This window comes from Pseudomonas simiae (genome assembly GCF_900111895.1).
Classification (GTDB): domain Bacteria; phylum Pseudomonadota; class Gammaproteobacteria; order Pseudomonadales; family Pseudomonadaceae; genus Aquipseudomonas; species Aquipseudomonas simiae.
Window position 1 is genome coordinate 193,405 of the sequence record NZ_FOKB01000001.1, and the last position, 16,568, is coordinate 209,972.

Consider the following 16,568-nt stretch of genomic DNA (forward strand, 5'->3'; position numbering starts at 1 on the left):
AACACCCATGACCGCCGCCCACACCCGCATCCTCGAACTGCGCGCTGAACTGGATCAGCACAACTACCGTTACCACGTCCTCGACGAGCCGAGCATTCCGGACGCCGAGTACGACCGTCTGTTCCATGAGCTCAAGGCCCTGGAAGCCGAGCATCCGGACCTGGTCACGCGCGATTCTCCGACGCAGCGGGTCGGCAGTGCGGCGTTGTCGGCGTTCACCCAGGTCAAGCATGAGATCCCCATGCTCAGCCTCGGCAACGCCTTTGACGAAACCACCATGCTGGAATTCGATCGCCGGGTCACCGAAGGCCTCGACCTGCCGGCCGGTGATCTGTTTGGCAGTGGCGCGGCGGTGGAGTACAGCTGCGAACCGAAGCTGGATGGCCTGGCGGTCAGCCTGCTGTATCAGGACGGCGAACTGGTTCGCGGCGCCACCCGTGGCGACGGCACCACCGGCGAAGACATCAGCGTCAACGTGCGCACCGTGCGCAATATTCCGTTGAAGCTGCACGGCAGTGGTTGGCCGGCGACCCTGGAAGTGCGCGGTGAAGTGTTCATGTCCAAGGCCGGTTTCGAACGGCTCAACGCCTCGCAGCTGGAAGTCGGCGGCAAGACCTTCGCCAACCCGCGCAACGCCGCTGCCGGTAGTTTGCGTCAGCTGGATTCGAAGATCACCGCCAGCCGTCCGCTGGAATTCTGCTGCTACGGTGTGACCACTGATATCAGCGACACCCATATCGGCAACCTGCAACAGTTGCAGAAATGGGGCATGCCCATCAGCCGTGAGTTGAAGTTGGCAAAGGGTATCCAGGATTGCCTGGAGTACTACCGCGATATCGGCGAGCGGCGTAACAGCCTGCCGTATGAGATCGACGGCGTGGTGTTCAAGGTCAACAGCATCGCTTCCCAGCGAGAACTGGGCTTCCGCGCCCGTGAACCGCGCTGGGCCATCGCGCATAAATTCCCGGCCATGGAGGAGCTGACTGAGCTGCTAGACGTGGAATTCCAGGTTGGTCGTACTGGCGCCGTCACGCCGGTGGCACGCCTCAAGCCGGTCAAGGTCGCGGGTGTCACCGTGTCCAACGCGACCCTGCACAACATGGATGAAGTGGCGCGCCTGGGCGTGATGATCGGCGATACCGTGATCATCCGCCGCGCCGGGGATGTGATCCCGCAGGTGGTCTCGGTGGTGCTTGAGCGTCGTCCGGAAAACGCCCGTGCGGTGCCGATCCCGCAGAGCTGCCCGGTGTGTGGTTCCCACGTGGAGCGTACGCAACTGGTCAAACGCAGCAAGGGCAAGGAAACCGTCAGCGAGGGCGCGGTGTACCGTTGCGTCGGGCGTCTGGCCTGTGGCGCGCAGCTCAAGCAGGCGATTATCCATTTCGTCTCACGCCGCGCCATGGACATTGACGGCCTGGGCGACAAAACCATCGAACAACTGGTGGATGAAAACCTCATCGGCTCGCCGGCCGACCTCTACAAACTCAAGTACGAACACATCATCGACCTGGAAGGCTTTGCCGACATTTCCAGCAAGAAGCTGATCACCGCCATCGAAAACAGCAAATCCCCGACCCTGGCGCGCTTTATCTATGCGCTGGGCATTCCTGATGTAGGCGAGGAGACCGCCAAGGTGCTGGCGCGCTCCCTGGCCTCCCTGGAGCGCGTGCAGAAGGCCTTGCCCGAAGTGCTGACGTACTTGCCGGACGTGGGCCTGGAAGTGGCGCATGAGATCCACAGTTTCTTTGAAGACAGCCATAACCAGGACGTGATCGGCGCGCTGCTGTCGCCGGAAGAGTGCGGCCTGCAATTGCAGGATCAGGGTGACCTGAGTGCCGAATTCGCCGCCAGCACCACCTTGGGCGGGTTGCTCGACAAGCTGCACGTCCCGAGCGTCGGCCCGGGCGCCGCGCAAAAGCTGGCGGACAAGTTCGTCACCCTCGAAGGCGTAATCAAGGCCGACTGGCTGGACATGCGCCAGGCCCTGCCGGAGAAACAGGCCAAGGCCGTGCGCGAGTTCTTCGATAATGCCGACAACGCCCACCGCGCCCTGGCCATCGAGCAGCAGCTCAAAGACTTCGGTATGCATTGGGACAGCGAGAAGAAGGTGGTCGAAGGCTTGCCCGAAGCCGGGCACACCTGGGTACTCACCGGTTCGCTGGAGTTGATGAGCCGCGACGTGGCCAAGGAGAAGCTCGAAAGCCTGGGCGCCAAGGTGGCGGGGTCCGTGTCGGCGAAGACCCACTGCGTGGTGGCTGGGCCGGGCGCCGGTTCCAAGCTGGCCAAGGCCAGCGAATTGGGCTTGAAGGTGCTGGATGAAGAAGCTTTCGTCACCTTCCTCGCCAGGAACAACATCAAGGTCTGAACCGATCCCACTGTAGGAGCGAGCTTGCTCGCGAAAAACTTGAGAGCGTCTCGATAAACCAGGAACGCTGCGTCATCGTTGACGTTCTTCGCGAGCAAGCTCGCTCCCACAGAAGCCATGTTGAACGATCGGTAGCGGGAAATGATCTAGTCTCAGTCACCCAGGGAGAGATCGCCATGTTCCGCTACTTCGAGCAACTCAGTTCGCGCATCGCTGCACCGTTCGTAGCCGGCACATCCCGCGACAGCAAAGTGTGGCAGTGCCGTTGCGGCCAATCGCTGTTCTTTCGCAACAGTCAATGCCTGGCCTGCCAGGCGCTGCTCGGCTACCAAGCCCAACAAAGTCGTCTCGCCTCCCTGCAACCCGGCCCCGTCGAAGGCACCTGGCTGCAGGACGGCAACCTCGACGCCGGTGCCTTCCGCCGCTGCGCCAACCTCGATACACCGGCCGCTTGCAACTGGCTGATCCCGGCCCACAGCACCGCGCCGCTGTGCGTGGCGTGCAGCCTGAACCGCACCATTCCTGACTTGTCGATCGCGCAAAACCACGAACGCTGGCGCAAAGTCGAAACCGCCAAGCGCCGCCTGGTAGCACAGCTCATTAGTCTGGGTTTACAAGTGGTTCCCAAAAGCGTCGACGAAGACACGGGCCTGGCCTTCGACTTCGTCGGCATCGACCTGGAAGGCAACGCGCCCATGACCGGCCACGCCAACGGCCTGATCACCCTGGACATCAAGGAGGCCGACGACGCCCACCGCGAGAAAGTCCGCGTACAAATGCGCGAACCCTACCGAACGTTGCTCGGGCACTTTCGCCATGAGGTCGGCCACTACTACTGGGATCGCCTGATCGCCAATACCCACTGGCTTGAACCGTTTCGCCACCTGTTCGGCGACGAACGCGCCAGTTACGCTGACGCCCTCGACCAGCATTACCAAAACGGCCCACGCCCAGACTGGCAGCAAACCTGCGTCAGCGCCTACGCCACCATGCACCCATGGGAAGACTGGGCCGAAACCTGGGCGCACTACCTGCACATGATGGACGCCGTCGACACCGCCCTTGGCTTTGGCATGAGCGCCCGTGAGATGGACCTGGATTACCAGCCATTCCCGCTCACCACCCTGTACGACCCCGAACACCCCGGCGGCGTGGCCTTCCTGTCGTTCGTCAACGCCTGGATCGAACTGGCCGGCATGCTCAATGAACTGTCACGCAGCATGGGCCAACCGGACTTCTATCCCTTCGTGCTGCCACCGGCGGTGATTGCCAAACTGCACTTTATTCACTTGGTCATTCAGGAAGAAGGCGGCAGGGCCGACGAAGCCGTTCTTTTGTAGGCGCGAGCTTGCTCGCGAAGAGCGTCAACGATGACGCAGTGTTCCTGGTTTATCGAGGCGCTCTCAAGTTTTTCGCGAGCAAGCTCGCTCCTACAGAGAATTATGTGAATCCACCAGTCAAGTGCTTGAACCATCGAATATTTTTAATCCGCCGCCAACGGTTGTAACTTCCGATGAGATCGGTACAATGGCCCCGCTTGCCGAGAGGCAGGCGTCGTTATGGTGACCCCATCGGTCCCCCCGCAACGATTACCCGTGAACCTGGTCAGAGCCGGAAGGCAGCAGCCACAGCGGGAACATTGTGTGCCGGGGTGTGGCTGGTGGGGTTGCCTCCATAACGCTCTTCCTTGCAACATCTCCTCAAATTCAATTCAAAAAAATGCTTTCAAGCCATCTGCCATCGGGCAGTCCATGGCGGCATACTCCAGTGCCTGGCATCCGGAGACAACACACGTGGAAAAAGTCGACGACCTCACTCGCGAAAAACTGCGGGAGTGGCAGATGCGGCGCCTGGAGATCAAGGACCGCATTCAATCGCATCCTGAACAGACCCTGGAATTGTCGAGGGTGCTGGACCTCATGGACGACGAGCACGCGGAAATCCTCAGCCAGGCGGAAATGATCCGGTCTGCGGACGCGGCCCACGAGCCCGCACCGCCCGCCGAGGCCGTGCCGCCGCCCCTCACGGGCGCCTACACGCTGCAGTTGAATGTGGCCGCGCAAAGTGCCGAGGACCTGCGCCGGTTGCTGGATATGGCGGTCTTCGAACTCCAGCAGCAGGTCAATACGATGGCCGCTAAGGCTGACGCGGGTCCCCATTGCGGCGGTATGTCAGGCTCCCTGGGGGAGTATCGGTTTGAACTGGGCGGTCAGGGCAATGCCTGATTCCCTGGCGGCGAGGCACTATGCAACCGGAACATTTTGATTTATCCAGTCCTGTCTTCCTGCCCGTCACGGATGAAACCTGCACAGGCCTGCTCGGGGCGGACGGCGCCAAGACGCTGATGAGCCTGACAGACCCTGAGCTGGCTGCCGTGCTGGTCATCCAGAACCTGGCCCAGGCGGCGGAAAAAGACCTGACCTGCGCTGGCGCCGAGCGCATTTTGGCCAAGCTGCTCGACTGGGCGGTGGACAACCGGGCAGAGGGCGCCGCGACGTTGTTGTCCGAAGCCCAGCGGTTGTTCGATCCCCGCAAGCTGTACTTCGGTTTCAACGCCCTTAAAACGGTCAATCTGCGCCTGCTCTCGCCTGAAGAAGTCGCAGCGCGGGATTACCTGCTGCCCACCGGCAAATGGGATATTGGCTACAAGGTCCGTCATCTGCGCAGCAACGATCCGTTCAGCCAGCAGATGGTCACGCCCCGGCACCGCGAGCGCTGGCTCAGCCCGGCCCAGGACAAGCTGGTGCGGACCTTCCGCGCCAACCTCAACGAAGACCTGCATGTCCAAGGTTACGCCGGCATCGGTAAGAGCCACCTGCTGGGCGCCTTGATGGAGTGCCTGCGGCCCGCCCAGACCTTGATACTGGCGCGTACCGGGGCAAAGCTCGCCACCCTGCGTGAACGCATGGGTTTGGCCAGGGACAGCAAGACCGGCTCGACCTTTGCCGCCTTCGCCAAAGCGCTGTTACAGGGGCAACGACCCTCCGTGCAGGCCTCACCGGCCCGGTTGCCCGGCAAACACGAAGTGTCGCAGACCCTCAATATCCATGGCTGGCGCGGTCACGATGGCGCGGCGACGCTCGATATCTGCCTGAAGGTGCTCGACAGCTATTGCCATTCCAATCATCACAGCCTGTCGGCCCGGCACTTGCCGCATTTCAAGCAACCCTTGTCCAACGTGGATGCCCAGGCGTTGCTGGAGTACTCCAGCCGGTTGTGGACGTATCTGGACGCTAACCCGCAATGGGCCGGTCAGACGGCCTTCGCAGCGCTGTTGCTGATCAAGCGCGCGAGCCTCGATGGCTGCGAGGTGCCGCCCCGGTACACCCATGTGCTGATCGATGAAGCCCAGGACATTCCACCTTCGTTGTTGCAGATCATCGAACGCGGCCGCCAGGTGCTGATCACCCTCGGCGATGAGTACCAGCTGGCCAGCGGTGTGATGGTCAGGCGCAAGCGCGAAGTCCGGCACACCGACATCAATTACTCCGTGCGCTCGGGCCGCAACGTCGAGCGCCTGGTCAACCCGTTGATCAGCGTGCACTCGCAGAAGGGCAAGACGCCCTTCGAAGGCGCGCGGGATGCCGACGTTGGCATTGAGCATTACCCTCAGGGCTTCGTACCGCCGGAAGGCTGCGCGGTATTGACCGCGTCCCACTGGGACACCATGAAATGGGCGATTCAATTGCAGCAGGCCAACTGCCCGTTCGGTTTCTTCGACAGTGCAGCGCAGCAGGATCTCCAGCGCTTCATGATCAGCGTGATCGCGCTGTTCAAGCCGGAGTTCTACAGCAACGAGCACAACGACAATGGCGCCCATGCTTACTTCAGTGACATGGACGATTGGCAACAGGTGCGCGATGCCAGCCAGTACGACGAGTCGTTCCTGTGGGTCGAGAGCGAGCTGGAAAAAGGCTTCAACGTCGCCGATATCACGCGTTTGAACCGCCTGAGCGGCGTCCCTGGCAAACGCTGCCTGCTGATGCTGGCGGAGGAGGCGGGCGGCATGGAGTTCGACCGTGTACTGCTGACGCCCGAACTGCTGACCAACGTGAAATTCAAGGACGCCTACGCGTTCGACCAGCGGCTGTGTGCGGTATACATCGCCATTTCCCGGGCGCGGATGCAGCTTTACCTGCCTTACGATGTGGTCGAGTGGATTGATTTCCACACCTATCAGAAAACCCGTGAATTCCACGGTTACTGATTTAATTAATTCGGCTGTTTCACAACTTTCGGCGGTCGCTCTGGACAACCTAAAACCACCTTGTTAGTTTCCGCCAGCCACTTGTTTCAGAGTGTGACAAGGGTGCGGAGTTGATATTGAAGTGCCATTACTTCTTTAACTAACAAGGATGTCTGTGATGAAAAGCCTGCAAGGGTTGCCCCGTCTTATCAGTGCTTCGGTAGGCGCGCCCGGTAAAGCCCGCAACTTGCCCGCCGATGTGCAGTGCATTCAGTATTTATTCAATCTGATCATTCCCAAACTGGGCTTCCCACTGGCTGAAAACGGTAAGTGCGACGGTCAGTTGGTGCAGTGCATCAGCCAGTATCAGTTCCGTCACCTCAAATATGCGCACCCCGATGGTGTGATCGACCCGACCGGTAAAACCTTCAACAGCCTCATCGAAGAAGCGGTGAAGGTACCGGTGAAGGCGTTCCCGAGCATGCGTATCCCGACCTTCCTGAATGTGTTCGGCAATAACCAGGCAGATGCGGTGCAGGCCACGGTCAATGTGTACCTGGACCGCATGCGCGCGATGATCGAGGCCGAGAAACGCAACCGCCAATTGATGCTCCAGGCCACGTGTGACGGGGGGATGACCCTCAGCGAGACCGACTTCCAGAACGCCGCCACGCAGTTGGGTGGCGGTATTTCGGTGAACATCATCAAGGCCTTCGCCACCGTGGAGTCCGGCGGACGTTCGGGGTTCGGTCCGGCCAAATTGCCGGTGATCGCGTTTGAAGGGCACCTGTTTCGCAAGTACACCAAGCACATCTACGACCAGGCGCACCCGCTGCTGTCCTACCCCTACAAGAAAAAGGCCGGGCCGCAGTGGCAGACCAATAACAAGGACCAGGCCAAGGCCTGGGAAACCATGGCCACTGCCTTTGCGCTGGATCAGGAAGCCGCGTTGATGTCGGCGTCCTGGGGCATGTTTCAGATCATGGGCTTCAATTACGCCTCATGTGGTTACAAGACAGTGTTTGAATTCTCGGCGGCATTAAAAGTGAATGCCGGCAACCAACTAAAGGCGTTCCTTGGTTTTTGCAGCAAGAGCCCGGCGTTGATGAAGGCCATGAAAAGCAAAGATTTCACCAGCATGGCACGTAACTATAACGGCGAGGACTACGGCAACTATGACGTCCTTATGCAGAAAGCCTACGAGAAACTGGAAGGGAAAAAGTAAAATGATGCGTTATCTAGCAGTGGGTGTGTTGTCGTTGTGCGCCGTAGCCCCCGTCTTCGCCGGCTCGCCTGCATTGCATTCCGGCAAGTACGAAGGGCTGATGCTCGCGGTGACGCCCGAGCACCAGGTGGAAGGTTACTACTCGGAAGAAATGGGCGAGGGCGTGACCCGCAGCTGCAGTTTCTACCTGCAAGGCAAGCCCGCCGCGCTGACCACTTGGCTCGATGACGCTTATCCCGGCAGCGTGGCGCCTTCCTCCGACGGCGTGACCCTGACCGTGGCGCAAGGCCGCCAGCATCCCGGTTGCCTCAACGTGCTGATGCCGGAGATTGCCACCGGCCTGGACCTGACCCAGACCGCAAGCAAAAAATGGATTGGCTTGGTGAAGGTCTCCGCCGACAAGGCTTACCTGCTGAAAAACCCAAATGCCAAGCCTGCTAAACGCCCGTACATCGTCAAGAACGACGTGGTCGGTGTCCTGGCATTCAAGGATGGCTGGGCCCAGGTCGAGTTCATCAATGCCGATGATCGCTCGTTTACGGGGTGGATCAGCCAGGATCAGTACGCGCGGTTAGCGGCCCCCCAGAGCTGATCTCGACAACGATAACAATCTAAGTGTGGGGGTAGTCCCCACATGTTGGATCTTCATTAACCTAATGTTTCGCGCAGTAATCCGGCAAACGCATCCCGTGCCAGGTGCCGCTGCGTGTCCTTGTGCCAGAACAGCAGGTTTTCCACCGCCTGCAGTTCCTCGAACCGGTACGACGCCAGCTGGTTGGCCTGCTCATAGCGGGCCAGGATGCCTTCCGGTGCCAGCGCCACACCAATCCCTGCACTCACACAACCAATGATCGTGCCCCAACTGGCGTAGCTGGCGATGGCCGGTTTGAAGGCGTGGGGCTTGACCCAGTTTTCCAGCGCCGCCCGATAGGGACAGCCGGGTGGCCACACCAGGAGGGTGCGCCCGGCCAGGTCTTCGGCGCTGCGGATCGGCTCGCTGGAGGCGCTGGCGATCAGTACCAGGCGTTCGCTGTAGACCACGCTGTGTTCGAGCTTTGCGCGTTTGTTGCCGGCGGCCACCAGCGCCACATCCAGGCGATGGTGCTGCAGGTCATCGAGCAGCTCGCCCCAGGCACCGGTCACCAGTTCCAGGCTGACATCCGGGTAGCGCCGGTGATACTCCGCCAGCAGCGGCGGCAGGCGGCCACTGGCGCTGGACTCCACTGCGCCGATGCGCAGGGTGCCACGAGGAATGGCATTGGCGTCCACGGCGCGTTTGGATTCGTCCACCAGGGCCAGGATACGCTCGCAGTACTCCAGGAAAATCTCACCCGCCGCACTGATCGCCAACCCGCGCCCGGCACGGATGAACAGTGGCGTGCCCAACTCGCTCTCCAGCTGCTTGATCCGCGTGGTGATGTTGGACGGCACGCAGTGCAATTGCACGGCGGCTTGGGCCACGCTGCCGGTTTGCGCCACGGCTCGCACCATTTTCAGTTGGGCCAGTTCCATTGCTCAGTTCCAGTGATTTCAGAAGTCAGAAACGGTTAATTGTCCTACGCGTTGCTCGGGCCAAGACTGACAGCATTCCTTCTCAATATTCGGATGCCGTCGATGAACACCCCGTCCCCCCTGAAGCTTACGCTAGTCATCGCCAGCGTCATCCTTTGTTGGGCCTATTCGCCGATTGGCGTACACATGGGGCTGCACAGCTACGGCCCTGGTCAGCTGGCGCTGTTGCGGTTCTTGATCGCTTCGGTGTTCATGGCCGGTGTGGCGCTGGTGATGGGCATCGGTCGGCCACGCCTGTGGGATCTACCGTGGCTGCTGGTGTTGAGTTTTTTCGGGGTATTCCTGCACCACACCAGCCTCAATTACGGACAGCAATTCGTGACGGCGGGGGCGTCCAGCGTGCTCGCGCAATCGGCGCCGCTGTTCAGTGTGTTGATTGCGTTTTTCTGCTTGAAGGAACGGGTCAGCCTCTGGCGCTGGAGCTGTGTGCTGCTGGGGTTGCTCGGTGTGCTGGTGGTGATCTGGGGCGATCACGGGGTGGGGAATATCGACCCGCGCGGCTTGCTGCTGCTGTTGGCGGCGGTGTCGTGGAGCCTGTACTTCGCCATCCAGAAGCACTACGCCCACCGCTACAGCCCGCTGACGATGGCGTGCTACATGGTCTGGGGCGGCACCCTGATGCTTTGCGTGAACCTGCCGGGCCTGTCGTCTGCCGTGGTGCAAGCGCCGTTGCCGGAAAACCTTGCGGTGCTGGTGCTTGGGATTTTCCCCAGCGCCTTGGCGTACCTGGCCTGGGGTTATGTGTTGAAACATGTCGAGGTCAGCCGTGCCTCGGTGGCGATGTACCTGATCCCGCCCGTGGCCATGATGATGGCGGCGACGCTGTTGGGTGAACACATCACCCTGCAAGTGGTGCAGGGCGGTGTGATCGTGTTGGCCAGCGTGGCCGCCATCAGCCTGGAAGGGCGCTGGCGCTCAGTCGCTCAGGCAAAACGCGCGCAGCCGGTGGCCGTCGAGGTCCTGGGCGACGAAGGTGTAGCCGAAATCCAGGGTGGTCGGTGACTGGATGATCGTCGCGCCGCGCGCTACCCACTGGTCATGCAACGCGTCCACAGCGGCCTTGTCGGCCAGAGACAGGCCCACTTCACCCCCGCCGCCCGTGAGCTGCGCCGCCGGCTGCACGGTATGACGTGACCACAATCCCAGCTTCACGCCATTGTCGAGCATGAACAGGGCGAAGGTCGGGTTGAGTTCCACGGGCGGCTTGTCCAACAGGCGGCTATAGAAGTTGGCGCTGGTGGCCGGACTGTCGACGTACAGCAAAAAGTAATGGGCGACGGTGTGCATGTTGGCTCCTTGGAAGCGCGTGTTGTGAGGGGCCGAGTCTATAAGGCGGTGCTGTCAGTTCCTGTCAGGAGTCTCACCGGTGTGGAGCTGGATGATTTGCTCGATCTCGCCCGACATCTTCATCCGCAACAAGGTGCGCAGCGGTGGGGGCGCTGCAAGGCTGCCCGTGGCCATCATCCATAAAACGCCCAGGAGTGTGCGCCTAAGCTCTCCGGGTTCAGGCCTTTTTGGGGCCAGTCAGAAGGGCTTAGTCAGAATAGGCAAGCGTGCCGGATGCAATTTCCCCCTTGCTCCGCTAGCATTACCGGCTTCTGTTTCCCAGTTGCGACGGTTTTCGATGAGTTATCAGGTTCTTGCACGTAAATGGCGTCCGCGCTCGTTCCGCGAAATGGTCGGCCAGACCCATGTGCTCAAGGCTCTGATCAATGCCTTGGACAGCCAACGGCTGCACCACGCGTACCTGTTCACCGGTACGCGGGGGGTGGGCAAGACCACCATTGCGCGCATCATCGCCAAATGCCTGAACTGTGAAACCGGGATCACGTCGACGCCCTGCGGCACTTGTTCGGTGTGCAAGGAAATCGACGAAGGACGTTTTGTCGACCTGATCGAAATCGACGCCGCGAGCCGCACCAAAGTCGAAGACACCCGCGAGCTGCTCGACAACGTGCAGTACGCGCCGAGCCGTGGCCGCTTCAAGGTTTACCTGATCGACGAAGTGCACATGCTCTCCAGCCACTCCTTCAATGCTCTGTTGAAAACCCTGGAAGAGCCGCCGCCCTACGTCAAATTCATCCTGGCCACCACCGACCCGCAGAAACTTCCTGCAACGATTCTGTCGCGGTGCCTGCAGTTCTCCCTGAAAAACATGACCCCCGAGCGCGTGGTGGAGCATTTGACCCACGTGCTGGGTGTCGAGAACGTACCGTTCGAAGACGACGCATTGTGGCTGCTCGGCCGCGCCGCCGATGGCTCGATGCGTGACGCCATGAGCCTCACCGACCAGGCCATCGCCTTTGGTGAAGGCAAGGTCATGGCCGCCGACGTGCGCGCCATGCTCGGCACCCTCGACCACGGCCAGGTTTTCGACGTGCTGCACGCGCTGATCGAAGGCGACGCCAAGGCGCTGCTCGAAGCCGTGCGCCATCTGTCGGAACAAGGCCCTGACTGGAACGGTGTGCTTTCGGAAATCCTCAATGTGCTGCACCGCGTCGCCATCGCCCAGGCCCTGCCTGAGGGTGTCGACAACGGCCATGGCGACCGCGATCGCGTGTTGGCCCTGGCCCAGGCGTTGCCGGCCGAAGACGTGCAGTTCTATTACCAGATGGGTTTGATCGGCCGCCGCGACCTGCCCCTGGCACCCGACCCGCGTGGTGGCTTTGAAATGGTGCTGCTGCGGATGCTGGCGTTCCGGCCCGCCGATTCGGCCGATGCGCCGAGACAGCCGCTAAAGCCAGTGGGGATCAGCCAGGCCACAGTTGATTCCGCCAAACCAGTGGCTGGCGCGGCGGTGGTAGTGCCAGTGGTTGCTGCGCCTGCGCCCGTAGCACCTGTGCCAGAGCCTGTGGTCGCTGCACCCGTGGTCGAGCCGGAACCGGTTGTCGAGCCTGAGCCTGTCGTCGACCTGCCCTGGAATGATCCGGTTGACGCTGAAGTCGAAGCTGAGCAAGTGCCCGCCGTGGAGCCCGTGCTGGATACCACCGGCGAGCAGCCCGAGTTGACTCCGATGCCTACGCCGACCCCGGACAGCGTGGTGCCGGATGCCCCTGAATGGGTCAGCGCGCCGGTTCCCGAGCCGACCGTGGCCCAGGTGGAGGCGGCGACGCCGGGTATCGACCTCGACGACGAGCCGCCGCTGGACGAAGACTACATCGAGCCGGACATGGATTCGGCCTACAGCTACCTGGACGACCTGGCCAGCGAACACACCGCCGAGCCGGCCCCCGAGCCCGAGGCGGAACCCGCTGCCGCACCGGCGACCGGCCTGGCCCTGCAATGGCTGGAATTGTTTCCGAAACTGCCGATTTCCGGCATGACCGGCAGCATCGCCGCCAACTGCACCCTGATTTCCATCGACGGCGATCACTGGTTGTTGCACCTGGACCCGGCCCACAGCGCCCTGTTCAATGCGACCCAGCAACGCCGCTTGAATGACGCGCTGAACCAGTACCATGAGCGCACGCTGAGCATTACCATCGAGCTGATCAAGCCCGAGCAGGAAACCCCGGCCCAGGCCGCGACCCGCCGGCGCATCAACCGTCAGCGTGAGGCCGAGGACTCGATCCATGGTGATCCGCTTATCCAGCAAATGATGCAACAGTTCGGTGCGGTCGTCCGTCACGATACTATTGAACCTGTCGAAGCTCCGGTGCCTCAGGCGTCCTGATACCGGGCTACTAATTTGATCCACGTACTTTGAGGTGATTCCCATGATGAAAGGTGGCATGGCCGGCCTGATGAAGCAGGCGCAGCAGATGCAGGAAAAGATGGCCAAGATGCAGGAAGAACTGGCCAACGCCGAAGTCACCGGTAAAGCCGGTGGCGATATGGTCAGTGTGGTGATGACCGGTCGTCACGACATCAAACGTGTGAGCATCGACCCAAGCGTGCTGCCAGGCGTCGGCGAAGATGATCTGGAAATGCTTGAGGCCTTGTTCGCTGCGGCCGTCAACGACGCCGTGCGCAAAATCGAAGCCAACAGCCAGGAAAAAATGGGCGGCGTGACCGCTGGCATGCAATTGCCTCCGGGCATGAAGCTGCCGTTCTGATCCTGTCGCTTTAGCTAGACTACAATGCCAGGCCTCGTGCCTGGCATTTTTGTTTGTGCCAAATCTGATCGAACCCTGGCACAGCACGCATGGTCTGCACCCTATACCGATGGATTCGATAAAGGAGCCCTTTCATGCCTCAAGAACCGACCCTCAACCAGCGCATTGTCCTGGTCTCACGCCCGCAGGGCGCACCGACCCCGGAAAACTTCCGTTTGGAACGCGTGAATCTGCCGGAGTTGGCGGACGGCCAAGTCCTGCTGAAAACGTTGTACCTGTCCCTGGACCCCTACATGCGCGGGCGCATGAGTGACGCGCCGTCCTACGCAGCACCGGTGGAAATCGACGAAGTAATGACCGGTGGGGCTGTCAGCCGTATCGAACAATCGCGTAATCCGAAATTCGAAGTGGGCGATCTGGTGGTGGGTGCCACGGGGTGGCAGAGCCACTGCATCTCCGATGGCCGTAACCTGATGCCAGTGCCCAAGGGACTGGCCAGCCCGTCCATGGCCTTGGGTGTGCTGGGCATGCCGGGCATGACCGCCTACATGGGCTTGATGGACATCGGCCAGCCCAAGGCCGGGGAAACCCTGGTAGTCGCCGCAGCGTCTGGCGCGGTGGGTTCGGTGGTGGGGCAGGTGGCCAAGCTCAAGGGCTTGCGCGTGGTCGGGATCGCTGGGGGCGCAGACAAGTGCCGCTACGTGGTAGATGAGTTGGGCTTTGATGTCTGCGTCGATCACAAGAGCGCGACCTTTGCCAATGACCTGGCCCTGGCGTGCTTCAAGGGCGTTGATATCTATTTTGAAAACGTCGGAGGCAAGGTGTTCGATGCCGTGGTGCCGCTGCTCAATCCCAAGGCGCGCATCCCACTGTGCGGGTTGATCGCCGGTTACAACGCCCATGAAGCCCCCAGTGGTCCTGATCGCCTGCCAGCCTTGCAGCGAACGCTGCTGACCAAGCGGGTGCGCATCCAGGGCTTTATCGTGTTCGATGACTACGGCGATCGCCAGCCCGAGTTCCTGAGCGCCATGGCGCCGTGGGTGCGAGACGGCAAGATCAAGTTCCGCGAGGATGTGGTCGAGGGCCTGGAGCAGGCGCCGGAGGCCTTTATCGGTCTACTGGAAGGACGCAACTTCGGCAAGTTGGTCGTGCGCATTTGACGCTAATCCGGGGCGCGGGTATAAACCGCGTCTCGTTGTTTTGTCGGACCCTTCGCCCATGAGCTTCAGCCCCCTGATTCGCCAACTGATCGACGCCCTGCGCACTTTGCCAGGTGTCGGCCAGAAAACCGCCCAGCGTATGGCGCTGCAACTGCTGGAGCGTGATCGTAGCGGCGGCACCCGGTTGGCCCAGGCCCTGAGCCAGGCCATGACCGGTGTGGGTCACTGCCGCCAGTGCCGCACGCTGACCGAAGAAGAACTCTGTCCGCAATGCGCCGACCCGCGCCGCGACGACACGCTGCTGTGCGTGGTGGAAGGGCCGATGGATGTGTACGCGGTGGAGCAGACCGGCTACCGCGGCCGCTACTTCGTGCTCAAGGGCCATCTGTCGCCGCTGGACGGCCTGGGCCCGGAAGCCATCGGCATTCCGCAATTGGTGGCGCGCATCGAAGCACAGGGCACTTTTACCGAAGTGATCCTGGCCACCAACCCGACGGTGGAAGGCGAGGCGACCGCACACTACATTGCCCAACTGCTGACCAACAAAGGCCTGATCACCTCGCGCATCGCCCATGGCGTGCCGCTGGGGGGCGAGTTGGAGTTGGTGGATGGCGGCACGCTGGCGCATTCCTTCGCTGGCCGCAAACCCATCGCACTCTAAAGAACACCGCCCCACAAATGGGGGAGCAAACCAGCTCCCACTGTATTTTGTGGGGTTGTTCAGTGTTTTGTCTTGCTTGATAACCAAGCAAGCGCTTGGTAAGTTCGCTCCATCTCGCCATGGAGCTTGCCGATGTCTGCCTATCAGGACTACTTCGACCCCAGCCACCAATTGGTCCGCGACAGCGTGCTTCGCTTCGTCGAGCGCGAGCTGTTGCCGGGCATCGAGCAGTGGGAGGAGGCGGAAAGCTTCCCCCGTGAGCTGTACCTCAAGGCCGGCGCGGCGGGAATCCTTGGCATCGGTTACCCCGAAGCGCTGGGCGGCAGCCACGAGGGCGATCTGTTCGCCAAGGTGGCAGCCAGCGAAGCACTGATGCGTTGCGGCTCCGGTGGCGTCGTGGCGGGGTTGGGGTCGTTGGATATCGGCTTGCCGCCCGTCGTCAAATGGGCGCGGCCTGAAGTGCGCGAGCGTGTGGTGCCGCAGGTGCTGTCGGGTGAAAAGATCATCTCCCTGGCGATCACCGAACCGGGCGGCGGCTCCGATGTGGCCAGCCTGCAGACTCGCGCCATTCGCGACGGCGAGCATTACCGCGTCAGCGGCAGCAAGACGTTCATCACCAGCGGCATCCGGGCCGATTTCTATACCGTTGCCGTGCGCACCGGCGCGCCGGGTTTTGCCGGCATCAGCCTGCTGCTGATCGAAAAAGGCACCCCCGGTTTTACTGTCGGCCAGCCCCTGAAGAAAATGGGCTGGTGGGCGTCGGATACGGCTGAATTGTTTTTCGATGATTGCCGAGTACCCGTAGGCAATTTGATTGGCGCCGAGAACATGGGCTTTGCCTGCATCATGGGCAACTTCCAGAGCGAGCGCCTGGCCCTGGCCTTGATGGCCAACATGACGGCGCAGATGGCGTTGGAGGAAAGCCTCAAATGGGCTGCTCAGCGCGAAGCCTTCGGCAAACCCATCGGCAGATTCCAGGTGATCAAGCATCGCCTGGCGGAGATGGCCACCGCCGTAGAGGTTTCACGGGAATTCACCTACCGCCAGGCGGCCAAAATGGCCGTGGGCATCAGCGTGATCAAAGAGATCTCGATGGCCAAGAACCTCGCCACCGACACCGCCGACCGCGTCACCTACGACGCCGTGCAGATCCTCGGGGGCCAGGGTTACATGCGCGGTAGCCTGGTGGAACGGCTGTATCGCGACAACCGTATCCTGTCCATCGGTGGTGGCACCCGCGAAGTGATGAATGAAATCATCAGCAAGCAGATGGGGTTGTGATCTGCGCTGTTCTTGCGGGCCTCATCGCGGGCAAGCCCGGCTCCCACATCTGATAGCGTTCAC

14 protein-coding genes, 1 other RNA gene and 2 pseudogenes are annotated in these 16,568 nt (G+C 61.3%); 14 read left to right on the forward strand and 3 right to left on the reverse strand.

Going from position 1 to position 16,568, the window contains the following annotated elements:
* The first annotated feature begins 7 nt into the window (after positions 1–7).
* The 8 genes and pseudogenes from ligA to BMZ57_RS00930 all read left to right on the forward strand — a co-directional run bounded on the left by ligA (position 8) and on the right by BMZ57_RS00930 (position 8,368).
* Positions 8–2,365 (forward strand): NAD-dependent DNA ligase LigA, encoded by a 2,358-nt coding sequence (gene ligA, locus BMZ57_RS00900; RefSeq protein ID WP_069673236.1) that lies wholly within the window; start codon positions 8–10, stop codon positions 2,363–2,365.
* A gap of 176 nt (positions 2,366–2,541) precedes the next feature.
* On the forward strand, positions 2,542–3,705 hold the full coding sequence (locus tag BMZ57_RS00905) for a zinc-binding metallopeptidase family protein (RefSeq protein WP_010208528.1): 1,164 nt from the start codon (positions 2,542–2,544) through the stop codon (positions 3,703–3,705).
* A gap of 8 nt (positions 3,706–3,713) precedes the next feature.
* Positions 3,714–3,800 (forward strand): annotated as a pseudogene (locus BMZ57_RS29670) (outer membrane lipoprotein carrier protein LolA); the annotation flags it as partial.
* Positions 3,801–3,934: 134 nt separating this feature from the next.
* Positions 3,935–4,031, forward strand: an RNA gene (gene ffs, locus BMZ57_RS00910) — signal recognition particle sRNA small type.
* Between the two features lie 127 nt (positions 4,032–4,158).
* Positions 4,159–4,590, forward strand: coding sequence for a hypothetical protein (locus tag BMZ57_RS00915; RefSeq protein WP_069673235.1), 432 nt, complete (start codon positions 4,159–4,161; stop codon positions 4,588–4,590).
* Positions 4,591–4,610: 20 nt separating this feature from the next.
* Entirely contained in the window at positions 4,611–6,572 is a 1,962-nt protein-coding gene (locus BMZ57_RS00920; protein WP_069673234.1) for a DEAD/DEAH box helicase, read from the forward strand.
* Between the two features lie 157 nt (positions 6,573–6,729).
* Positions 6,730–7,776, forward strand: coding sequence for an N-acetylmuramidase family protein (locus tag BMZ57_RS00925; protein WP_010208531.1), 1,047 nt, complete (start codon positions 6,730–6,732; stop codon positions 7,774–7,776).
* A gap of 1 nt (position 7,777) precedes the next feature.
* Positions 7,778–8,368 (forward strand): hypothetical protein, encoded by a 591-nt coding sequence (locus tag BMZ57_RS00930; protein ID WP_045791745.1) that lies wholly within the window; start codon positions 7,778–7,780, stop codon positions 8,366–8,368.
* A gap of 56 nt (positions 8,369–8,424) precedes the next feature.
* Here the strand turns inward: BMZ57_RS00930 and BMZ57_RS00935 are convergent, their stop codons facing one another.
* Positions 8,425–9,288 (reverse strand): LysR family transcriptional regulator, encoded by an 864-nt coding sequence (locus BMZ57_RS00935; protein ID WP_069673233.1) that lies wholly within the window; start codon positions 9,286–9,288, stop codon positions 8,425–8,427.
* A gap of 102 nt (positions 9,289–9,390) precedes the next feature.
* On the opposite strand from BMZ57_RS00935, the gene BMZ57_RS00940 reads away from it, so the two are divergent.
* Positions 9,391–10,350, forward strand: coding sequence for a DMT family transporter (locus tag BMZ57_RS00940; RefSeq protein ID WP_069673232.1), 960 nt, complete (start codon positions 9,391–9,393; stop codon positions 10,348–10,350).
* Here BMZ57_RS00940 and BMZ57_RS00945 read toward each other — a convergent pair.
* The gene (locus tag BMZ57_RS00945; protein ID WP_021490924.1) at positions 10,264–10,635 is read right to left on the reverse strand and encodes a VOC family protein; all 372 of its coding nucleotides are present in this window, start codon (positions 10,633–10,635) and stop codon (positions 10,264–10,266) included. The two genes, BMZ57_RS00940 and BMZ57_RS00945, sit on opposite strands and share 87 nt — an antisense overlap.
* A gap of 54 nt (positions 10,636–10,689) precedes the next feature.
* A pseudogene (locus BMZ57_RS30085) lies at positions 10,690–10,776 on the reverse strand (amino acid ABC transporter substrate-binding protein); the annotation flags it as partial.
* Positions 10,777–10,972: 196 nt separating this feature from the next.
* Between BMZ57_RS30085 and dnaX the strand changes: the two are divergent.
* From dnaX to BMZ57_RS00970, 5 genes are all read left to right on the forward strand, one after another.
* Positions 10,973–13,021, forward strand: a complete 2,049-nt coding sequence (gene dnaX / locus BMZ57_RS00950) for a DNA polymerase III subunit gamma/tau (RefSeq protein ID WP_069673231.1) — start codon at positions 10,973–10,975, stop codon at positions 13,019–13,021.
* Between the two features lie 43 nt (positions 13,022–13,064).
* Positions 13,065–13,403: a YbaB/EbfC family nucleoid-associated protein gene (locus tag BMZ57_RS00955; RefSeq protein WP_003175481.1), complete on the forward strand. Its 339-nt coding sequence runs from the start codon at positions 13,065–13,067 to the stop codon at positions 13,401–13,403.
* Between the two features lie 134 nt (positions 13,404–13,537).
* Positions 13,538–14,563 carry an NADPH-dependent curcumin/dihydrocurcumin reductase gene (gene curA / locus BMZ57_RS00960; protein ID WP_010208538.1) on the forward strand — a complete coding sequence of 342 codons (1,026 nt, stop codon included), beginning with the start codon at positions 13,538–13,540 and terminating at the stop codon, positions 14,561–14,563.
* A gap of 58 nt (positions 14,564–14,621) precedes the next feature.
* Positions 14,622–15,224: a recombination mediator RecR gene (recR, locus tag BMZ57_RS00965; protein ID WP_010208540.1), complete on the forward strand. Its 603-nt coding sequence runs from the start codon at positions 14,622–14,624 to the stop codon at positions 15,222–15,224.
* A 132-nt stretch (positions 15,225–15,356) separates the two neighbouring features.
* Positions 15,357–16,505, forward strand: coding sequence for an acyl-CoA dehydrogenase family protein (locus BMZ57_RS00970; protein ID WP_069673230.1), 1,149 nt, complete (start codon positions 15,357–15,359; stop codon positions 16,503–16,505).
* The last annotated feature ends 63 nt before the right edge of the window (positions 16,506–16,568 follow it).